Here is an 18,904-nt window from a genome sequence, read left to right as displayed (position 1 = left end):
TCTCATCTCCAGAACCTTCCCCAAGTCTTGGCCATATCCGGTCCATGCGTGCCGCGCACACTATCATAGAGCCGCCCGCCTACATTCAACCGCGCACCACCATTACGTGAAAGCGATTGGATAACGATGTCGTTCTTGCGTTTCGTCGGGCTACCGATAGCCCAGCTCATCGGCGCCGTGATACGGATACCCTTGTCAAACGACCCTTCACCAAAGGCGGCTGCGGACACGTTGGTTTTGGTAACATACGCGCCCACTTTCCAGCCGTTGTCGAATTCGCGGTCAATCGAAACAGTCGCCCCCCAATCCTCAGCGAGATAACGCCCCATATCCAGTTGACCATGGAAACCGTTGCCGAAATCGTAATAAGCCGAGACATGCCCGGTCGCGACGTTGTAACTCTGCACGCCAAAAAGCTGGTCGAAATCCCGCTTGGCGACATAGTTCAGCTCGATCCCAAACGCCAAACGGCTGGTCGCAGGCTTCCAGAGAACCTCTCCTGAAACCCCGGCGTACATCGACTCAAGATAACCCACAGTAGCCCGGCCATAGAGATCGTTGCCCAAGCGGCCATATTTCGCGATGGTCAGATGCTGAATTCTCGGATCGTTGCCGCGTGAATATAGGGCAGCATCCGAGCGCACCGGCGGCAATGTGCCCGGCCCCGCCCCGGTGTTGTTGCGCCCCGGCACCTGATCACCGACATTGCCTCCCGCTTTCACCGTCACCGCCCCGGACACAAGCCAGCCCGGCGCGACATAATAATCGGCATCCAGCTTTACGCCGACATCCACACGCACGGGATTGTCCGGATCAAACACGCTCATCTTGGTGTATGGCCCAAAGCTCCAGTTCAGCCGCGGATAGGTGCCCGGCAAAGGGCTGACCCCGTCCCACGCATCCGCCGCGCCGCCAAAGGTAACCTCTCGCAGAATGTTGGCCGCCGGCGCATTCTCAAGCCGCTCAACGTCCGAACGTTTCATTGTCACGGCACCCGTAGGCATACCGTTATGGGTCTGTACAATGGTGAATTCTTCCACGGAATTCGGTAGGGTCCGGCTCAGAACCCGGGCGGTGCGGCCAATGGCCTGCGCCTCGACGTCAAAGCGCGGGTTGCGGACCAACACGCGCACGCTGTTGCCATTCAGCTTGATGCCTTCCAGCACCATGCCTTCGGTCGCCAGACCCTTGGCCACATTGGCCTGCACGCCTTCGGCCCGGCCCGGCTCGACGGTCCAGCCCAAATCGCCGACCGAAAACTTCGGACGCACGGCCACCGGCAGAGGCGCCGTCTCACCGCCGCCCGGAACGGGGGATCCCTTGGCATCAAGCGCCACCGACACTTTTACGCCTATCTCCGAGCCATACATGTAATAGGCCCCGACGCTCAGCGCCCGGCTAACATTGTAATCGACACCAAAATTCCACGGGCTCTTGCGCTGGAACAGGTTGGCACCGGGGTCTTGCCCCGCGCCGCGTTCCTGCGGGTAGGCATCGGTCGAATATTCAGCCGTGAATTTCAGCTGGTCCGTAGCCTGAAAGCTGACGCCGCCAAAGGCCGAAACCGGTCCGCGAAACCATCGGTCGGTGCGCAGGTTGCCGCCCGACCCGATGGCACCCTCTGGCGGGCGCGTGCCGGTGGTGGTGAAGCTGTCATAGCTCCCCAAGCGGCCCCACCCCAGACCGCCGGTCAGCCGTAACCGCGACCCGATCGATTTGGTCGCCACCAGGTATTCCGACGAATAAAGCCCCGTGCCGATGAAATCACGCATCCCGACGGCTACGGCAGGGCGATAAGTACCCTCGGTCAACAGTTGATAGCGCAAATCAAACGACCGGTCATAATACGTTGCGTTGGGATAGGCGTTGGCCCCGCCCCGACCAGGCCGGTAATCAGCCAGAGCAGCATAGCGGAAAGTCCCCGTCAGACGTGGCAGGATCTGAAAAGTCAGCGTGGTTTTTGTCGTGCCACCAAAATGCGAAATAGTGCCCGCCAACTCGCCGTCCCGCGCCATTTCCGCCGATGGCATATCGATAAGGCCGCCCGGTGCACCATACATGTTCTTCGAGTATGTCAGGAGGGTCTCGCCAAATGCCAGACCCGGCACCAGACAAACCGCCGTGATTACCCCAATAGAAATCCGCACCCGCATATCAAATGTCCTGCCGCGTTATAGGTTTTCTTGAGTTTACGGAAATCGCACACAAATGAACAGTTGTCTCGTTTGGCGCGATCAAATTGTTAGCCTCACTGTCTCAATATTGCCTGCCCGCGCTGCGCCCGCTATCTTTGGGCGCGACGGATCGGTCAAGATATCATCCGGCAACTGTGCTGTAACTCCGTCAGATCGTCATTAAAATGGCCGTTATGGCGGCCCCCACGGCACCCCCCGAGACCACCCAGAGCGCCACGCCCCGCCAGCGCCGCGCGCTGCGTTTCTTTGGCGCCTCAAGCCCGCTTTGCCGGATCAGCATCGCCTCGATAAGGCCCGGCAACCGCGGACCAAACCGCGCCAATACCTGCGCGGCTTTGGTCAGGTCGCGCAACACCGCCCGCGGCCCCAGCGAACCCTTGATGTAATCCGCGACAATCGGCTTGGCCACATCCCAGATATTGAGCTGTGGTGAGAGCGATCGCGCCACCCCCTCGACCACCACCATCGTGCGCTGCAACAGGATCAGCTCGGTGCGGGTTTCCATTCCGAAACGTTCGGTAACTTCAAATAGATAGCTCAAAAGCTTCCCCATCGAAAGCTGGCTGGCATTCATCCCGAAAATCGGCTCTCCCACGGCGCGCAGCGCACGGGCAAACTCCTCGACATCGCGATCGGCGGGCACATAACCGGCCTCGAAGTGTACCTCTGCCACGCGCTTATAGTCACGCTGGATAAATCCAAAAAGGATCTCGGCGTAAACCCGACGGGTGTATTCATCAATATAGCCCATGATCCCGAAATCATAAGCAAGGATATCCCCATTGGCCGCCACTTTCAGGTTTCCCTGATGCATATCGGCATGGAAAAACCCATCCCGCAGCGCATGGTTCAAAAACAGCTGCAAGACGCGCTCGCCCAAAGCATGCAAATCATGGCCAGCCGCCTCAAGCGCCTCATTGTCGCCCAACGGCAGCCCCTCGGCCCAACTCATCGTCATGACCCGACGGTTGGAATGGGCCCATTTGATTTCCGGCAGGCGAAAACCTGCGTCACCCGCCGTATTGGCGGCAAATTCGCTGGCTGATGACGCCTCCAGCCGCAGATCAAGCTCGCCCTTCACCACGCCCTCAAAATGGGTGATCACATCGCGCGGCCTCAACCGCCGCGAGGCCGGGCTAAGAAATTCGATCACATCGGCGGCAAAATAAAATGCATCAATATCGCGCTGAAACGCCCGCTCGATACCGGGGCGCAGCACCTTGACGGCAACTTCCTCACCCGTTTCGCGCAACCGGGCGCGATGCACCTGCGCAATCGACGCCGCCGCAACCGCGTCTGAAAATTCATCGAAAATCTCGTCAACTTCCTGACCACTTGCGCCGCGCACTTCGGCCTTGGCCAACGCGGTCGAGAACGGCGGCAGCTTGTCTTGCAACACGCGAAGCTGGACCGCCAGATCATGGCCCACCACGTCGGGGCGCGTGCTCAGGATCTGGCCGAATTTGATATAGGCTGGCCCCAACGCGTTAAGCGCGCGCGTCGCGGGCGCCATCGCAGGGTCGCCCTTTTCACCCAACCATTGAAACGGCCAGACCAGCCCGCGCAGCACCACCCGCATCAGCTTGGGCGCGTCAAACGCATCAAGCACAACCTTCATTGCCCCGGTCCGCTCCAACGTCGCACCGGTGCGGATCAAACGGATGATATTATGCGGTCCTCTCACAGCTTCCAGCCCGAATGCAGACAGGCAATGCCCATGCTCAGGTTGCGGTATTTCGCCTGCTCAAAACCCGCCTCTTTCACCATGCCCAAAAACGTCTCCTGATCGGGAAACTTGCGAATGGATTCAACAAGATATTGATAGCTGTCATGGTCATTCGCAATCATCTTCCCAAGCTTGGGAATGACGTTGAAACTATAGAGATCATAGACCTTCTGCATCAGATCGTTAGGGATCTGGCTGAACTCCAGCACCATCAGCCGCCCACCGGGGCGCAACACGCGAAACGCCTCGTTCAGCGCATCCTGTGGCCGCGTCACATTGCGAATGCCAAAACTGATCGTGTAAACATCAAAGCTGTTATCGGCAAACGGCAACGCCATGGCGTCGCCCACCACCCAATCAAGGCTTTCGGCCTTCTGATCCGCCTCGGCCCGTTTGCGCCCTTCGATCAGCATCGGTTCGGTCAGATCCAGCACCGTGGCATGCCCATGGCCCGCGCGATCAAGAAACCGAAACGAGATATCGCCGGTCCCCCCCGCCACATCCAAAAGCTTTTGCCCCGGACGCGGTGCCAGCCAATCCATCATCGCATCTTTCCAGATCCGATGAATTCCAAGGCTCATCGCGTCGTTCATTACATCATATTTCGACGCGACCGAGCCGAAAACGCCCTGCACCCGCCCGGCCTTTTCAGCCTCGGGGATGTCCTGAAATCCGAAATGCGTGGTTTTTTCGCTCATGTGTCTTGCCTTACCGGTTCCAACGTCCTCTCTATATCGGGTGCTACATGCACACAATGCGCTGCAATGACCGGAAGCCACGATGCCAGAACTGCCCGAGGTTGAAACCGTCCGCCGTGGCCTTGCCCCGTCAATGGAAGGCGCGCGTATCATGCGCGCACAGGTCAACCGCCCCGATCTGCGCTGGCCCTTCCCTGTTGATTTCGCCAATCGACTCACCGGGCGCAGCGTTGAACGCCTGCGCCGGCGTTCAAAATACATCCTTGCCGATCTTGATGGCGGCGAATCCCTGCTCATTCATCTTGGCATGTCGGGCCGCATGACGGTTTCGGGCGATCCTCTAGGGCAATTTGTCGACAATCACCCCACCGCCGAAAAGCACGATCACGTCGTGCTTGATATGGACAACGGTGCGCGGATTACCTTCAACGATCCCCGCCGCTTCGGCGCAATGGATCTCTTGCCAACCGCCAGCGCCGATGCCCACCCGTTGCTTGCCAAACTCGGCCCCGAGCCGTTGGGAAACAGCTTTGACGAGCCCTATCTGGTCGCGGCGCTCAGCGGCAAGAATACGCCCGTAAAATCCGCGCTTCTGGATCAGAGGACCGTTGCAGGCTTGGGCAATATCTATGTCTGCGAAGCCCTCTTTCGCGCCCATATTGCGCCAACCCGCAAGGCCGCCCGTATCAGCACTGCGCGCGTGGCCAGCCTTGTTCCCATCATCCGCACGGTGCTGAACGAGGCCATCGCCGCCGGAGGCTCCAGCCTCAAGGATTTCCGCCAGGCCAGCGGCGAATTGGGCTATTTCCAGCACAGTTTCGATGTCTACGGACGCGAGGGCGCACCCTGCCGTTCTCCCGGCTGCAACGAAACGATTCGGCGCACGGTACAATCTGGAAGATCAAGTTTTCACTGTCCGCAATGCCAAAGATAGCTTGATCCACACGCCCACAATGGTAAGAAATCGGCTTCAGCGAAACAGCCGAAAGCTAGCACAATGGCCTTTGAGACGATCATCGTCGACATAGAAGACCACATCTGCCTCATCAAACTCAATCGCCCTGATGCGCTCAACGCGCTCAATGACCAACTCCTCACCGAGCTGGCACAGGCGATGACCGAGGCCCAGAAAAACGACAAGGTGCGCTGCATCGTTCTCACCGGTTCGGACAAGGCCTTCGCCGCCGGCGCCGACATCAAGATGATGAGCGAGAAAAGCTTCACCGACGTCTTCCTGGATGATCTCTTCACACCCGAAACCGACGCAATCCAACGCGTGCGCAAGCCGATCATCGGCGCCGTAGCGGGCTATGCCCTTGGCGGCGGATGCGAATTGGCAATGCTTTGCGATTTCCTGATCGCCGCAGACACCGCCAAATTCGGCCAGCCCGAGATCAATCTCGGCGTCATGGCGGGCCTTGGCGGCACCCAGCGCCTGACTCGTCTCATCGGCAAGTCCAAGGCAATGGACATGAACCTCACCGGGCGCTTCATGGATGCGGAAGAGGCCGAACGCGCCGGGCTGGTATCGCGCGTGGTGCCTGCCAAGAAGCTGATGGAAGAAGCTATGGGCGCCGCGGCCAAGATTGCCGAGAAAAGCATGATCACGGTCATGGCTGTCAAAGAATCGGTAAACCGATCCTACGAAACCACGCTGCGCGAAGGACTGCTCTTTGAGCGTCGTGTGTTCCATTCGCTCTTCGCTACCGAGGACCAGAAGGAAGGCATGTCCGCCTTCATGGAAAAACGCGAAGCCCAATTCCGCGATCGCTAAAACCTGCCACCCGCGCAGCTTTGAACGATACAAAAGCGCCCGACGTCTCTCCCGAGACCGGGCGCTTTTCCTATAATGCCCCTGGCCGCCGAAATCCTGCGTTACTTCACTTGTCTCAGCCTGAGCCCGTCCGGGGAAATCTCAATCTTCCCCTCGAGAAGGCGCGCGCGGTCTTCTGCGCTCACCAAATCCCACATTTCAGAGCGGAGTTGGCGTGACAATGCCAGCCGCCGCTCGGGATCCAGCTCTTCAAGAATGCCCTGCACCCGGCGCGCTATCTCACCGTGATTATCACCATTTCCACCCATCACTCACCCGTCACAATCTGTTTACAAAGAAGAAAAGGCACACATGCCAATCTCAAGCGCAGGTATTTGAATGTGGCACGAGATCACGTTTGCCGGGATGGAGGCACGAGTCAATTCAACTGATGAGAGAATACACACACGTGGAAAGTGCGAGGGTTCCTGCCTTTCATTTCCGGGGCGTCACCCTGCGACACCATTCCGCCCACCGCTTCACATTCTCAATTGCAATTCCCGGCCAGATCGGTATCAAGCGTCCAGACATGCGCGTGATGCCCGCTTTGGCAAGAATCAGCCCCCGATCTATCGGGGTTGGCCCGTTCGGGTATCTACGTGCGAAACCGTTTGAACCGAACTAGAAAGGGCCACCCATGGCAAATTCGCCCCAAGCCAAAAAACGCGCTCGCCAGAACGAGCAACGTTTCGCCATCAACAAAGCGCGCCGTTCGCGCATTCGTACCTTTATCCGCAAGGTTGAAGAAGCCATCGCCTCGGGCGACAAGAGCGCAGCCCAAAGCGCCCTGCGCGACGCTCAGCCCGAATTGATGCGCGGCGTCAGCAAAGGCATCTTCCACAAGAACACGGCAGCGCGCAAAATGTCGCGCCTCTCGGCCCGCGTCAAAGCCCTCGCCTAAACCGATTCTCGGATAAATTCCTAAAAAGGGGCGCTCCTGCAAGAGCGCCCCTTTTTGCGCTTACCCCTTATTTCGTTGACCCATAAGGGGTTCCGAGATTCTTTGTATGAAATATCCGAGTCAAGCGCGAAGTTTCGTTGCCCAGGGCCGCTGGCTGTTGCTAATTTCGTCCCTGCGAGTCGCTTTGACTTGGGGGGACAAGACCTGAACTGACCACTGCCAATCTCGATCCATTCGGGATGAATTAGTAGTCGCATGCCGGAACTCCGGCGCTGCCTTGTCCAAATAGAATGTTTGCGGTTCTGCAAGACCGCGCAGCCGATCCCAGGGGTGGAAATCGGTCGCGACAAACGAGATTGCAGAGGTCGTGTAAGCCGGTCCTGATCGGACAATTCTGCGCATTGCCGCCTTGGCAGTGCCATGAAGTGTTGTTCTTGATCCGGAAACGAGGGTTCCAGCCGGGATTGCAGCCGGTTGAGTGTGAGTGACGTAGTGTTTGAAGCAATGAATGCGGATCGGGGATAAAATGACGCAGGATCAATGGGGGCAGGTTCAACAAGCTCTTTTGGAAACCATCGGCACGAACAACTTCAAGACCTGGATTGAACCTCTCGAATTTGACACCCTCAGCGATGGCGTCGCCACGTTCCATGTCCCGACCAGCTTTGTTGGCAACTATGTCCGCCAGAACTTCGGCGAGGTGATCCTCTACCAACTGTCCAATGCCGGCGTCGATGTGCGTCGCGTCCGGTTCGATGTGCCCGCCTCCTCCGCCGCCTCACCCAAACCTGCCGCCAAACCCGCCACGCGCACCGCATCCGCTGCGGCGCCTGTTCAGGCCACCACAACAGCCCGCGATGATCTTCTGCCCGCCGCTCCGCTCGATCCGCGCTTTACTTTCGAAAGCTTCGTGGTCGGCAAACCCAACGAGCTGGCACACGCCGCAGCCAAACGCGTCGCCGAAGGCGGCCCGACCACGTTCAATCCGCTCTTCCTTTACGGCGGCGTCGGCCTGGGCAAGACCCACCTGATGCACGCCATCGCACATGAGCTGACAACCCGCCGCCCTGATCTCAACGTGCTTTATCTATCCGCCGAACAATTCATGTACCGCTTCGTGCAGGCCCTGCGCGAACGCCGGATGATGGATTTCAAGGAACTCTTCCGCTCGGTCGATGTCCTGATGGTTGATGATGTGCAATTCATCGCGGGCAAAGACAGCACCCAGGAAGAATTCTTCCATACATTCAACGCGTTGGTAGATCAGAACCGCCAGATCGTCATTTCCGGCGATCGCGCGCCGGGCGAAATCAAGGATCTCGAAAACCGCATCAAGAGCCGCCTGCAATGTGGTCTCGTGGTAGATCTGCATCCCACTGACTACGAATTGCGCCTCGGCATCCTGCAATCCAAGGTCGTCACCCAGCGCGAGCAATATCCCACACTCGCCCTGGCCGATGGCGTGCTCGAATTTCTTGCCCATCGGATCAGTACCAACGTCCGCGTGCTCGAAGGCGCGCTGACCCGGCTCTTCGCCTTCGCGTCGCTTGTCGGTCGCGAGATCACGTTGGAACTTGCCCAGGATTGCCTCGCCGACATCCTGCGCGCCTCCGAACGCAAGATCAGCATCGAAGAGATCCAGAAACAGGTTGCCCGGCACTATAATATCCGGTTGGCCGAAATGGTCGGCCCCAAACGGGTGCGCAATTTCGCCCGCCCCCGACAGGTTGCAATGTATCTGTGTAAACAGCTTACGTCGCGCTCACTCCCCGAAATCGGGCGTCACTTTGGCGGGCGTGATCACACCACCGTAATGCACGGTGTGCGCCGCATCGAAGAACTGCGCGCTCAGGATGCCCAGATCGAAGAAGATCTCGAACTTCTGCGCCGCCAACTCGAAGCCTGACACCAATCGCGGCGGGACGCGCCCGGCATCCCGGTCGCAAGACGGCCCGAACGCGCCCGTAAAGGCAGACGAGCCCCCTTGACGTCCCGCACGTTCCGCCCGAAAACACTCAAAAAGCACTTGTGCCAAAGGTGGAACCCGCTAGGGTGCCCATCCCGGCCCAGTGGTCCAGACCAGACGATCAGGCCAGACGATCAGGAGTGAGAGGCATGAAACTCAGCATTGAACGCAGCGTGTTGCTGAAGGCCATCGCCCAGGCGCAATCGGTCGTTGAGCGGCGCAACACAATCCCGATCCTCGCCAACGTCCTGATCGAAGCCGAAGGCTCAGATGTGCATTTTCGCGCCACCGACCTTGATATCGAAGTGGTCGACAAGGCTCCCGCCCAGGTCGAACGCGCCGGTGCCACCACGGTGTCCGCCGTGATGCTGCACGAGATCGTGCGCAAACTGCCCGACGGCGCGCTTGTCACACTGGCCGATGATGGCACCTCGGGGCGCCTCACTGTCGAAGCCGGTCGGTCCCACTTCAACCTTGCCACCCTGCCCAAGGAAGATTTCCCGGTAATGGCAAGCTCGGAATACAGCTCGAATTTTACCGCACCCGCCCCCATGCTCCGGCGGCTTTTTGACAAGTCGAAATTCGCTATTTCCACCGAGGAAACACGCTATTACCTCAATGGCGTCTACATGCATGTGTCCGAATCCGACGGCGGCCGCGTGCTGCGCTGCGTGGCCACCGATGGCCACCGTCTGGCCCGGATTGATGCCGATCTGCCCGAAGGTGCCGCCGACATGCCCGGCGTAATCGTTCCGCGCAAGACCGTGGGCGAATTGCGCAAGCTTCTCGACAATGACGACACGAAGATCGCCGTCTCGGTTTCAGAAACCAAGGTGCGCTTCGCCACCCCCGAGATCACCCTGACGTCCAAGGTGATTGACGGCACCTTTCCCGACTACACGCGCGTCATTCCCTCGGGCAACACTCGCCGCCTCGAAGTTGACGCTGCCGAGTTTGCCAAAGCCGTCGACAGGGTCGCCACAGTGTCATCAGAACGTTCGCGCGCGGTCAAACTGTCACTCGAAGAAGACAAGCTCACGCTCTCGGTCAATGCCCCTGACAGTGGCGCGGCCGAAGAAGAACTTGCCGTGGCTTACGGCGATGAGCGGCTCGAAATCGGCTTCAACGCCAAATACCTTCTGGAAATTGCCAGCCAGGTTGATCGCGAGAACGCCGTCTTCATGTTCAACTCCGCCGGCGATCCGACGCTGATGCGCGAAGGTAACGACACCTCCGCCATTTATGTCGTCATGCCGATGCGTGTCTGATCCAGATAAACCCGCCGCTTCATCTTGCCCGAAATATCCCGGGGGTGTGGGGGCTGGCCCCCACTCAAACCTACGTGTGGGGGCTGGCCCCCACTCCGGCACTGGCGACATGACTCTCGCGCTCACACACCTTTCCCTGTCGCATTTTCGCTCGCACAAACACGCGCTGATCGAATGCGATGCGCGGCCCGTGGCGATTTATGGCCCCAATGGCGCGGGCAAAACCAACATTCTCGAAGCGGTCTCGCTGTTCTCCCCCGGACGCGGCCTGCGCCGCGCCGCTGCGCTCGATATGTCGCGCCGCCCCGAAGCGCTGGGTTGGAAGCTGACCGGCATCTTGCAAAGCCTGCACCAGGCTCACGAGATCGAAATCTGGTCCGAATCCGGCACCGCGCGTCAGGTCAGGATCGACAGCAAACCCACACCGCAAACCGCGCTTGGCCGCGTCGCCCGCATCCTCTGGCTGGTTCCGGCGATGGATCGGCTCTGGATCGAAGGCGCAGAAGGCCGCCGCCGTTTTCTCGATCGCATGACGCTCAGTTTCTTTCCCGATCACGCCGAACTTTCCCTGACCTATGAAAAGGCCATGCGCGAACGTAACCGCCTCTTGAAGGATCAGGTGCGCGATCCGCACTGGTATGGCGCGCTCGAAGCCCAGATGGCAGCCTCTGGCGCCGCCATCCACGACAATCGTGTCGCCGCCCTGGCGCAACTTCAACAAGCCCAGAAGGAAGCCGAAACTGCCTTTCCCACCGCCGATCTCGACCTCATGCAGAGCGAAGGCACCATGCCTGAAACCAAGACCGACCTGATCGAGGCCCTGGCTGAATCCCGGTTTCGCGACCTCGCCGCCGGGCGCGCCCTTGTCGGGCCGCATCGCACTGACCTTTATGGCGTCTACGCCGCCAAGGGCGTGCCTGCCCGCGATTGTTCCACCGGCGAGCAAAAGGCGCTGTTGGTCTCGCTCATCCTTGCCAATGCCCGCGCTCTGGCGCGCGAATTCGGCGCATCACCGATCCTGCTACTTGACGAGGTCGCCGCCCATCTCGACGCGTCCCGCCGCGCCGCCCTCTATAACGAAATCTGCGCGCTCGGCGCTCAGGCGTGGATGACAGGCACCGGCCCTGAACTGTTTGATGAACTGGGCGAACGCGCCCAGCATCTGGAAGTCACCGAAACCGATGGCACCTCAGTGCTGCGCCCGCTCTGATCTGCGACGGCTCCGTCTACGCCCGCGAAACAGAGACCACACCAAAAGCCCGAAACTCCCACCGCGCCAGCGTTTGACGGTCTGAAAGACCAAGATCAGAGCACCGATCACAATGACTGGGGAAAACAATTCAACCACGAAAAGGTAATGGCTCCGTCCCAACAGAAACCCGAACGCAAAGATGATCAGGAAAATGGTCGCAATCACTTCAAACGGATTCCACAGCGTATCGTCACGCACCCGCAACGCCTGCCCCATCTGCTCCATTCGGCTCGTCAACTCTTCGTTCTGCGCATTCGTCTTGATCCGCATCGCCCGCGAGGCCGCGCGCCGTGCCAGAATTTTTGTCAACATGACATGCCCCTTATCGCTCTGTCGCGCCATCATTTGGCGCACTCCCATGGTGGCCTTCATTCTGCACTCCAAGCGGGGAAAAACTGTGGCAGATCAAAGGATTTTCCGTTGCATTTGATTTCTGCGCCAACCCCAGAAATTGTGGCGTGCGCGCGTGACATTCCCGCCTGAAAATCGTATAAAATGCCAACAAAAACAGCAAAGCCGCGAGCATGTCAGATAACGAATTAACATCCCCCGAATACGGTGCCGATTCTATCAAGGTTCTCAGAGGGTTAGAGGCCGTTCGCAAGCGTCCCGGCATGTATATCGGTGACACCGATGACGGCTCGGGCCTGCACCATATGGTCTATGAAGTCGTCGACAACGGCATTGACGAGGCATTGGCCGGTCACGCCGATCATGTCAGCGTCACAATCCATGCGGATTCAAGCGTTTCCGTCTCTGACAATGGCCGCGGGATTCCGGTCGGAATCCACGACGAAGAAGGCGTTTCCGCCGCCGAGGTCATCATGACCCAGCTGCACGCTGGCGGCAAATTCGACTCCAACTCCTACAAGGTCTCCGGCGGCCTGCACGGCGTTGGTGTTTCGGTGGTCAACGCGCTCTCCGTCTGGCTTGAGCTGCGCATCTGGCGCGATGGCAAAGAGCACTACGCCAAATTCGAACATGGCGAAACGTCCGAACACCTGCGCGTCGTCGGCGATGCCAACGGCCGCAAAGGCACCGAGGTGCGCTTCCTCGCGTCGCTCGATACCTTCTCGAACCTCGACTACCAATTCGAAACGCTTGAAAAGCGCCTGCGCGAGCTGGCCTTCCTCAATTCCGGCGTCCGTATCATCCTCACTGATGAGCGCCCGGCCGAGCCGCTGAAATCCGAACTTTTTTACGAGGGCGGCGTCAAGGAATTCGTCAAATACGTCGACCGTCACAAAACCCCGATGATGCCCGAGCCGATCTATATCACCGGCGAGCGTGACGATATCGTCGTCGAAGTCGCTATGTGGTGGAACGACAGCTATCACGAAACCGTTCTGCCCTTTACCAACAACATTCCCCAGCGTGACGGCGGGACCCATATGGCCGGTTTCCGTGGCGCCCTCACCCGCACCATCGGCAAATACGCTCAGGAAAGCGGTATCGCCAAGAAGGAGAAGGTCACCTTCACCGGCGATGACGCGCGCGAAGGCCTCTCTTGTGTGCTCTCGGTCAAGGTGCCCGACCCGAAGTTCTCCTCACAAACCAAAGACAAACTGGTCAGCTCCGAAGTCCGCCCAGCGGTAGAAGGTCTGGTAAACGAAAAGCTTTCCGAGTGGTTCGAAGAAAACCCCAACGAAGCCAAGATCATCGTCGGCAAGATCGTCGAAGCGGCCCTCGCGCGCGAAGCGGCCCGCAAGGCCCGCGACCTCACCCGTCGCAAAAACCCGATGGACATGAACTTCCTCAGCTCCAAGCTCAAGGATTGTTCCGACAAGGATCCCGCCAATACCGAACTCTACCTCGTCGAGGGTGATAGCGCCGGAGGCTCGGCCCAAACAGGACGTGACCGCAAGACCCAAGCGATTCTGCCGCTCAAGGGTAAGATCCTCAACGTCGAGCGCGCGCGTTTTGACCGGATGCTGGGCAGCCAGGAAATCGGCAACATGGTCATGGCGCTTGGCACAGGCATCGGGCGCGATGAATTCGACATCTCCAAGCTGCGCTACCACAAGATCGTCATCATGACCGACGCCGACGTCGACGGCGCCCATATCCGCACCCTTCTGCTCACATTCTTCTATCGCCAGATGCCCGAACTGATCGAAGGCGGCTATCTCTACATCGCTCAACCGCCGCTCTACAAAGTGTCGCGCGGCAAGTCCGAGGTTTACCTCAAAGACCAAGCCGAGATGGACAATTACCTCATTCAGCAAGGCATCGACGGCGCCGTTCTCAAGCTCGGCAACGGCTCCGAAATGGCCGGGCAGGATCTCGCCCGCGTGGTTGACGAAGCCCGCCAACTCCGCCGCGTCCTCGAAGCCTTTCCCACCCACTATCCGCACCATATTCTCGAACAGGCAGCGATTGCCGGTGCCTTCGTGCCCGGCGCAATTGACACCGACCTGCAAGGCGTGGCCGACAAGGTTGCGGAACGTCTCAACCTCATTGCGCTGGAGTATGAAAAGGGTTGGCAGGGTCGCATCACCCAGGATCACGGCATCCGCCTCGCCCGCATCCTGCGCGGCGTCGAAGAGGTGCGCACGCTCGACGGCCCGATGCTACGCTCTGGCGAAGCCCGCAAGACTGGCAGCTTTACCAAGTCGCTGCAAGAGGTCTACACCACCACCGCCCGCCTCACGCGCAAGGAGCGTGAACAGCTGATTCAGGGTCCCCTCGATCTTCTCAACGCAATCCTGCAAGAGGGCGAAAAGGGCCTGACCCTGCAACGCTACAAGGGCTTGGGCGAAATGAACCCGGATCAGCTCTGGGAAACCACGCTCGACCCCGATGCGCGCACCTTCCTGCAGGTCAAGATCGACGACACCGCAGAAGCCGACGATCTCTTCACCAAGCTGATGGGCGATGTGGTCGAACCACGCCGCGAATTCATCCAACAAAACGCGCTCAGCGTCGAGAACCTCGATTTCTAGCGCGCTGTATCGTGGAAAATACGCTTTCGCGGCGCGCATATATCTTCGCGCCGCGAAAGCGATGTGTTGCAATCGCTTGTCGCCTCCACAGGGTGTTCACACAGAACTCAGCGCGCCAAAGCGACAGCTTTAGTCGGCAAGCCGAATGTCATCCGCCATGTTCAAACTGTTCGCTGAAACCGGTCCTCGGTGGTCTTGGCAAATTCCGCCACCCGCACCTTGAAACGCTTGTTCAGACTGCTCCGCGCAAGCTTCATTGACTGGACCAAAAGCTTCGCCGACAGGCTTTGCGGCTTCATCTCGATCGTCATGTCCAACCGCGTGCGCCCCCGCGACAGCGCCAGAAGGTCCATCGACAATACCCCCGACATCCCCGTCATCTGGCTCGCAAACACCATCTGATTGGGCGGGATATAGTCCACCATTTCGATCTTGATTTCCCGACGCTTGCCGCGAAACGGAAACGCCGCGTCCCAACGCATGCCCGCACCGGGCGCGCTCAGATCGTCACAGCGTGCCACTTCGGCGCCGCGCCGCATCGCCTGGCGTTGAAAGCCTTCAAAATCCGAAACAACGCCGAAAACATACTCGATCGGCGCCTCGATATCTTCGCGTGTCGTGAATTGCATGCGCTTCCTGCTCGTCAGTTTTCTTTGGTTTCACACTGCCACTTCGGGCCTCGCCCTAGTCTAGACGATCTGCAAGCCAGTTCCACAAGAGAAAATGCGCAATTGCTCCCTTTCTCGCAGGCTTCAGCCTGGGGTTATTTCCGGCAAATGCATCGGTGATTTCCTCGCGCGTGAACCACGCTGCGTCTTCAATCTCAGTGGGGTCGATCACGATATCTTCGTTCAATGCCTCGCCCCGGCAGCCGATCATCAGCGAACTGGGATAGGGCCAGGGCTGATCCGACAGAAAGCTGACCGGCCCGACCCGGATTCCCGACTCTTCCATCACCTCGCGCCGTACCGCCCCCTCGATGGTCTCGCCCGGCTCTACAAACCCCGCCAAGAGCGAAAACATCCCCTCGGGCCAACCTGGGCTGCGCCCCATCAACACCCGGTTCCCCCGCGTGATCAGCATGATCACCACCGGGTCGGTGCGCGGAAAATGCTGCGCGTTGCATTTCGGACACTGGCGTTGCCACCCGGCCAGAATCATCTCGCTGCGGGTGCCGCATTTGGCACAGAATCGGTGCGAGCGATGCCAGCTGAACATCGCCTTTGCCGTCACAATCAGCTCGGCATCGCGCGCACCCAGCCGCGCCATCACGCCACGCAACTCACAAAATGCAGCGTCCTCGGGGCCCAACGGGTGCTGCTGTTCCGTCTGATCAACAAAGACGCCCATCTCTTCGCGGTTCAGCGCCTCTGGCTCCCAACCCGAAACATCATGGGCAAAGATCGGCGTGTTCTCCTCCTCAAGTCCCAGGAAAATCGGCGGCACCTTGGTTTCACCAAACAACGCGTGACCCATTTTCAGCTTCACAAGCTGCGTCCTGCCGTCCCCGCGCAAAAGCGGCTTGCCGCGCCAAAGCACAAGGCTCTGCGCCCCCGCGTCACGCTTTGCCGCCTCTAAAGCCGCCGCATCACCACGAATATGCGCTGCACGGTCCAGCCCGGACCCTCCGAAGGTTACCGTCTCTGCAATCTTCATTGTTGCCTCTCGCCCATTTCACCGACCCTGCATCTTTTCCTGTCGCATTTTTCTTCGCAAGGAACAATCCGCGCTTCGCCCTCTCGCTCCCCACGCCCGCCCCGCGCAGCAAAACCGCCACCGCCGACTGTGACCGTAAATCTACTTAAAATTGATCATAGTTTTCGTAACTCCCTCAATTCTTGTGATTTCTTTATCCTCCTTTTAACCTCGAATAGCCATTTGCGGGCTGCCCAGTTCATCAGCGGCCATCAATCTCACGGTTTCAGGGGGTTTGCAGAGTTTTGAACGACCTCAGTTTTGTCCCCGGCCAGGCGCCCAGCCCGAGAACGCTCAACATGCTTCGTTTGCGGATACTGCAAACCAGCAACCTGCACGGCGCCCTGCGTGGCTTTGATTACCTCGCGGACGAGCCGAGCCACGTGATGGGCTTGTCGCGCACGGCAACGCTGATCCGCACCGCCCGTGCCCAAGCTGCCAATAGCCTGCTGTTTGACTGTGGTGATTTCCTCCAAGGCTCGCCGGTCTGCGATTTCGCCGCCGAGCGCGCGCATGATCGCTGCGACGCAACGCACCCAATGATCGCCGCGATGAATACGCTCGACTATGACGCCGCGACCATCGGCAACCATGATTTCAATCACGGCGCGGATTTCCTGTTTGATACGCTGGAAAAGGCCAGCTTCCCAATCGTTTCGGCCAATTTTCTTGACGCGGTCAACACGGATGATACGGGCGGCCCGATTTTCAATCCCTTCATCCGCCTCAATCGCGAATTGACCGACAAGAACGGCAAGCCTTGTGACATCACCATTGCTGTTATCGGCTGTCTGCCGCCACAATCCCTAGCTTGGGATCATAGCCTTTCGGGGCGTTTCACCGTCACTGACATGGTGCAATCCGTTCGCGAACAGGCCGCTCTTGCCCGTGCGTCGGGCGCCGATTTGGTGATCGTTCTGGCCCACAGCGGGATCGACCCCAAGGCCCCGGCCCAAAATGCGGAAAACGCTCTGATCGCCTTGGCCGCGCTCGATGATGTCGATGTCGTGCTGGGCGGCCACACCCACATGGTTTTTCCCTCCTGCGCCGCGCCAACACACCCCGCCATCGACGCTGTACGCGGGTTGATCCATGGCAAGCCGGTATTGATGCCGGGCTTCTGGGGCAATCATCTGGGTCAACTCGATCTCGATCTTGCCCGCGATGGCACCGGCGCGTGGCGACTGACCGGTTCGCGCGCCAAGGCGTTGCCGCTCTCGCGCCGCGACGCCAACGGGCAGATGATCCACACCACTTCCGAAGATCCAAACCTGCTCACCACAACCGAAGAAGACCACCGCGCCACACTGCGCCATATCCGGCAACCCGCCGGTGAAACCGCGACGTCGCTGCACAGTTTCTTCTCGCTGGTTGCCAATGACGCGGCGGTGCAACTGGTGGCCGAAGCTCAGAGTGATTACCTCGCCTACGCAATCAAGAATACTGCGCTCGACGGCCTGCCGATCCTCTCCTCCGCCGCACCGCTCAAGACCGGACGCCGATCAGGCCCGCAGCATTATACCCACATCCCCGTCGGCCCATTGACCCGCCGAAGTCTGGCCGATCTCTATTACTACCCCAACACGCTCTGCGCCCTGCATCTCTCGGGTGCCCGCCTGTGCGATTGGCTCGAACACAGCGCCAGCCTGTTCAACCAGATCACGCCGGGTCAGACCGCCAACACCCCTCTGCTCAACGAACATTTTCCGGGGTATCAGTTTGAAGTGATCTGCGGCCTGACCTACGAGATCGACCTTTCAAAACCGCCTCGCTTCAACGCCAAGTTCACCCTCGCCAACCCACAGGCCCGCCGTATCCGCAACCTCCGCTGGCAGGGGCGTCCGGTTCACGACAACGATGAATTCCTGCTCGCCACCAACAGCTTTCGCGCCTACGGCATCGGTCTTGATCTGTTCGCACCCGACAACAGCCCATCACCGGAAATCGTTTACGAGGCCCCTTTGTCGAGCCGCAGCATCCTGCTCGATTTCATCCGCCGTTCCAGCCCTCTCAGGCGGACTGTACAACGGGTCTGGTCATTCGCGCCAATGCAAGGCGCGACCGCCTGGTTCGATACCGCACCCCAGGCCCGCGCCTATCTCGATGACCCGGTGCTGCCCCCTCTCCAAGACCTCGGCGATACCCCCAAAGGCTTTGCCCGGTTCGAAATCACGCTCTGAGCAAGCCTCACCTTGCGAATCCAATTCGCCCGGCTTATATCACCCCCTGAGAGGTTGGCGCGGGCAGGCGCCTCGCCAACCCGGCCAGGTCCGGAAGGAAGCAACCGTAACGAGCCCCGCTTGGGTCGTTGTCCAGCCTCTCACCCAATCCCCGGAATACCAGTTGAACTCGTAACTGGCCCCTGCATTGCAGGGGCTTTGTTCGTTTTCGCGGTTGCACGCTCGGATTCAAACCAATCGTTGCGCCTGATAGACCACCGCCAGCGTC

General features: G+C 59.3%; 14 protein-coding genes and 1 other RNA gene. 9 read left to right on the top strand and 6 right to left on the bottom strand.

Annotation, left to right across the window (positions count from 1 at the left end; translation table 11 throughout):
- Positions 1–2 precede the first annotated feature (2 nt).
- From LZG00_01440 to ubiE, 3 genes are all read right to left on the bottom strand, one after another.
- Positions 3–2,153: a YjbH domain-containing protein gene (locus LZG00_01440; protein MCF3592659.1), complete on the bottom strand. Its 2,151-nt coding sequence runs from the start codon at positions 2,151–2,153 to the stop codon at positions 3–5.
- 190 nt (positions 2,154–2,343) lie between these two features.
- Positions 2,344–3,879, bottom strand: coding sequence for a 2-polyprenylphenol 6-hydroxylase (gene ubiB / locus LZG00_01435; protein MCF3592658.1), 1,536 nt, complete (start codon positions 3,877–3,879; stop codon positions 2,344–2,346).
- Positions 3,876–4,619 carry a bifunctional demethylmenaquinone methyltransferase/2-methoxy-6-polyprenyl-1,4-benzoquinol methylase UbiE gene (gene ubiE / locus LZG00_01430; GenBank protein ID MCF3592657.1) on the bottom strand — a complete coding sequence of 248 codons (744 nt, stop codon included), beginning with the start codon at positions 4,617–4,619 and terminating at the stop codon, positions 3,876–3,878. Before ubiE ends, ubiB begins: the two co-directional genes overlap by 4 nt.
- Before the next feature lie 82 nt (positions 4,620–4,701).
- On the opposite strand from ubiE, the gene mutM reads away from it, so the two are divergent.
- The 6 genes from mutM to recF all read left to right on the top strand — a co-directional run bounded on the left by mutM (position 4,702) and on the right by recF (position 11,777).
- Positions 4,702–5,553, top strand: coding sequence for a bifunctional DNA-formamidopyrimidine glycosylase/DNA-(apurinic or apyrimidinic site) lyase (gene mutM, locus LZG00_01425; protein MCF3592656.1), 852 nt, complete (start codon positions 4,702–4,704; stop codon positions 5,551–5,553).
- Positions 5,554–5,616: 63 nt separating this feature from the next.
- Positions 5,617–6,393, top strand: a complete 777-nt coding sequence (locus tag LZG00_01420; protein MCF3592655.1) for an enoyl-CoA hydratase — start codon at positions 5,617–5,619, stop codon at positions 6,391–6,393.
- 676 nt (positions 6,394–7,069) lie between these two features.
- On the top strand, positions 7,070–7,333 hold the full coding sequence (gene rpsT, locus LZG00_01415; protein MCF3592654.1) for a 30S ribosomal protein S20: 264 nt from the start codon (positions 7,070–7,072) through the stop codon (positions 7,331–7,333).
- Between the two features lie 526 nt (positions 7,334–7,859).
- The gene (gene dnaA / locus LZG00_01410; GenBank protein ID MCF3592653.1) at positions 7,860–9,239 is read left to right on the top strand and encodes a chromosomal replication initiator protein DnaA; all 1,380 of its coding nucleotides are present in this window, start codon (positions 7,860–7,862) and stop codon (positions 9,237–9,239) included.
- A 209-nt stretch (positions 9,240–9,448) separates the two neighbouring features.
- Entirely contained in the window at positions 9,449–10,567 is a 1,119-nt protein-coding gene (dnaN, locus tag LZG00_01405; protein MCF3592652.1) for a DNA polymerase III subunit beta, read from the top strand.
- Positions 10,568–10,676: 109 nt separating this feature from the next.
- Positions 10,677–11,777, top strand: a complete 1,101-nt coding sequence (recF, locus tag LZG00_01400; GenBank protein ID MCF3592651.1) for a DNA replication/repair protein RecF — start codon at positions 10,677–10,679, stop codon at positions 11,775–11,777.
- Here the strand turns inward: recF and LZG00_01395 are convergent.
- On the bottom strand, positions 11,757–12,191 hold the full coding sequence (locus LZG00_01395; protein ID MCF3592650.1) for a hypothetical protein: 435 nt from the start codon (positions 12,189–12,191) through the stop codon (positions 11,757–11,759). The two genes, recF and LZG00_01395, sit on opposite strands and share 21 nt — an antisense overlap.
- Positions 12,192–12,343: 152 nt before the next feature.
- On the opposite strand from LZG00_01395, the gene gyrB reads away from it, so the two are divergent.
- Positions 12,344–14,761, top strand: coding sequence for a DNA topoisomerase (ATP-hydrolyzing) subunit B (gene gyrB / locus LZG00_01390; protein ID MCF3592649.1), 2,418 nt, complete (start codon positions 12,344–12,346; stop codon positions 14,759–14,761).
- 161 nt (positions 14,762–14,922) lie between these two features.
- On the opposite strand, the gene LZG00_01385 is transcribed toward gyrB, so the two are convergent.
- Positions 14,923–15,390, bottom strand: a complete 468-nt coding sequence (locus LZG00_01385; GenBank protein MCF3592648.1) for an SRPBCC family protein — start codon at positions 15,388–15,390, stop codon at positions 14,923–14,925.
- A 55-nt stretch (positions 15,391–15,445) separates the two neighbouring features.
- Positions 15,446–16,417, bottom strand: a complete 972-nt coding sequence (nudC, locus tag LZG00_01380; GenBank protein ID MCF3592647.1) for an NAD(+) diphosphatase — start codon at positions 16,415–16,417, stop codon at positions 15,446–15,448.
- A 338-nt stretch (positions 16,418–16,755) separates the two neighbouring features.
- On the opposite strand from nudC, the gene LZG00_01375 reads away from it, so the two are divergent.
- Both LZG00_01375 and ffs read left to right on the top strand, forming a co-directional pair.
- On the top strand, positions 16,756–18,636 hold the full coding sequence (locus LZG00_01375) for a bifunctional 2',3'-cyclic-nucleotide 2'-phosphodiesterase/3'-nucleotidase (GenBank protein MCF3592646.1): 1,881 nt from the start codon (positions 16,756–16,758) through the stop codon (positions 18,634–18,636).
- A gap of 47 nt (positions 18,637–18,683) precedes the next feature.
- An RNA gene (gene ffs, locus LZG00_01370) (signal recognition particle sRNA small type) lies at positions 18,684–18,782 on the top strand.
- Positions 18,783–18,904: the final 122 nt, after the last annotated feature.

It is taken from the genome of Rhodobacteraceae bacterium LMO-JJ12 (genome assembly GCA_021555075.1).
Lineage (GTDB): Bacteria > Pseudomonadota > Alphaproteobacteria > Rhodobacterales > Rhodobacteraceae > JAKGBX01.
The sequence above is the reverse complement of the archived record's forward strand: the minus strand, read 5'-3'. Positions and strand labels throughout refer to the sequence as shown.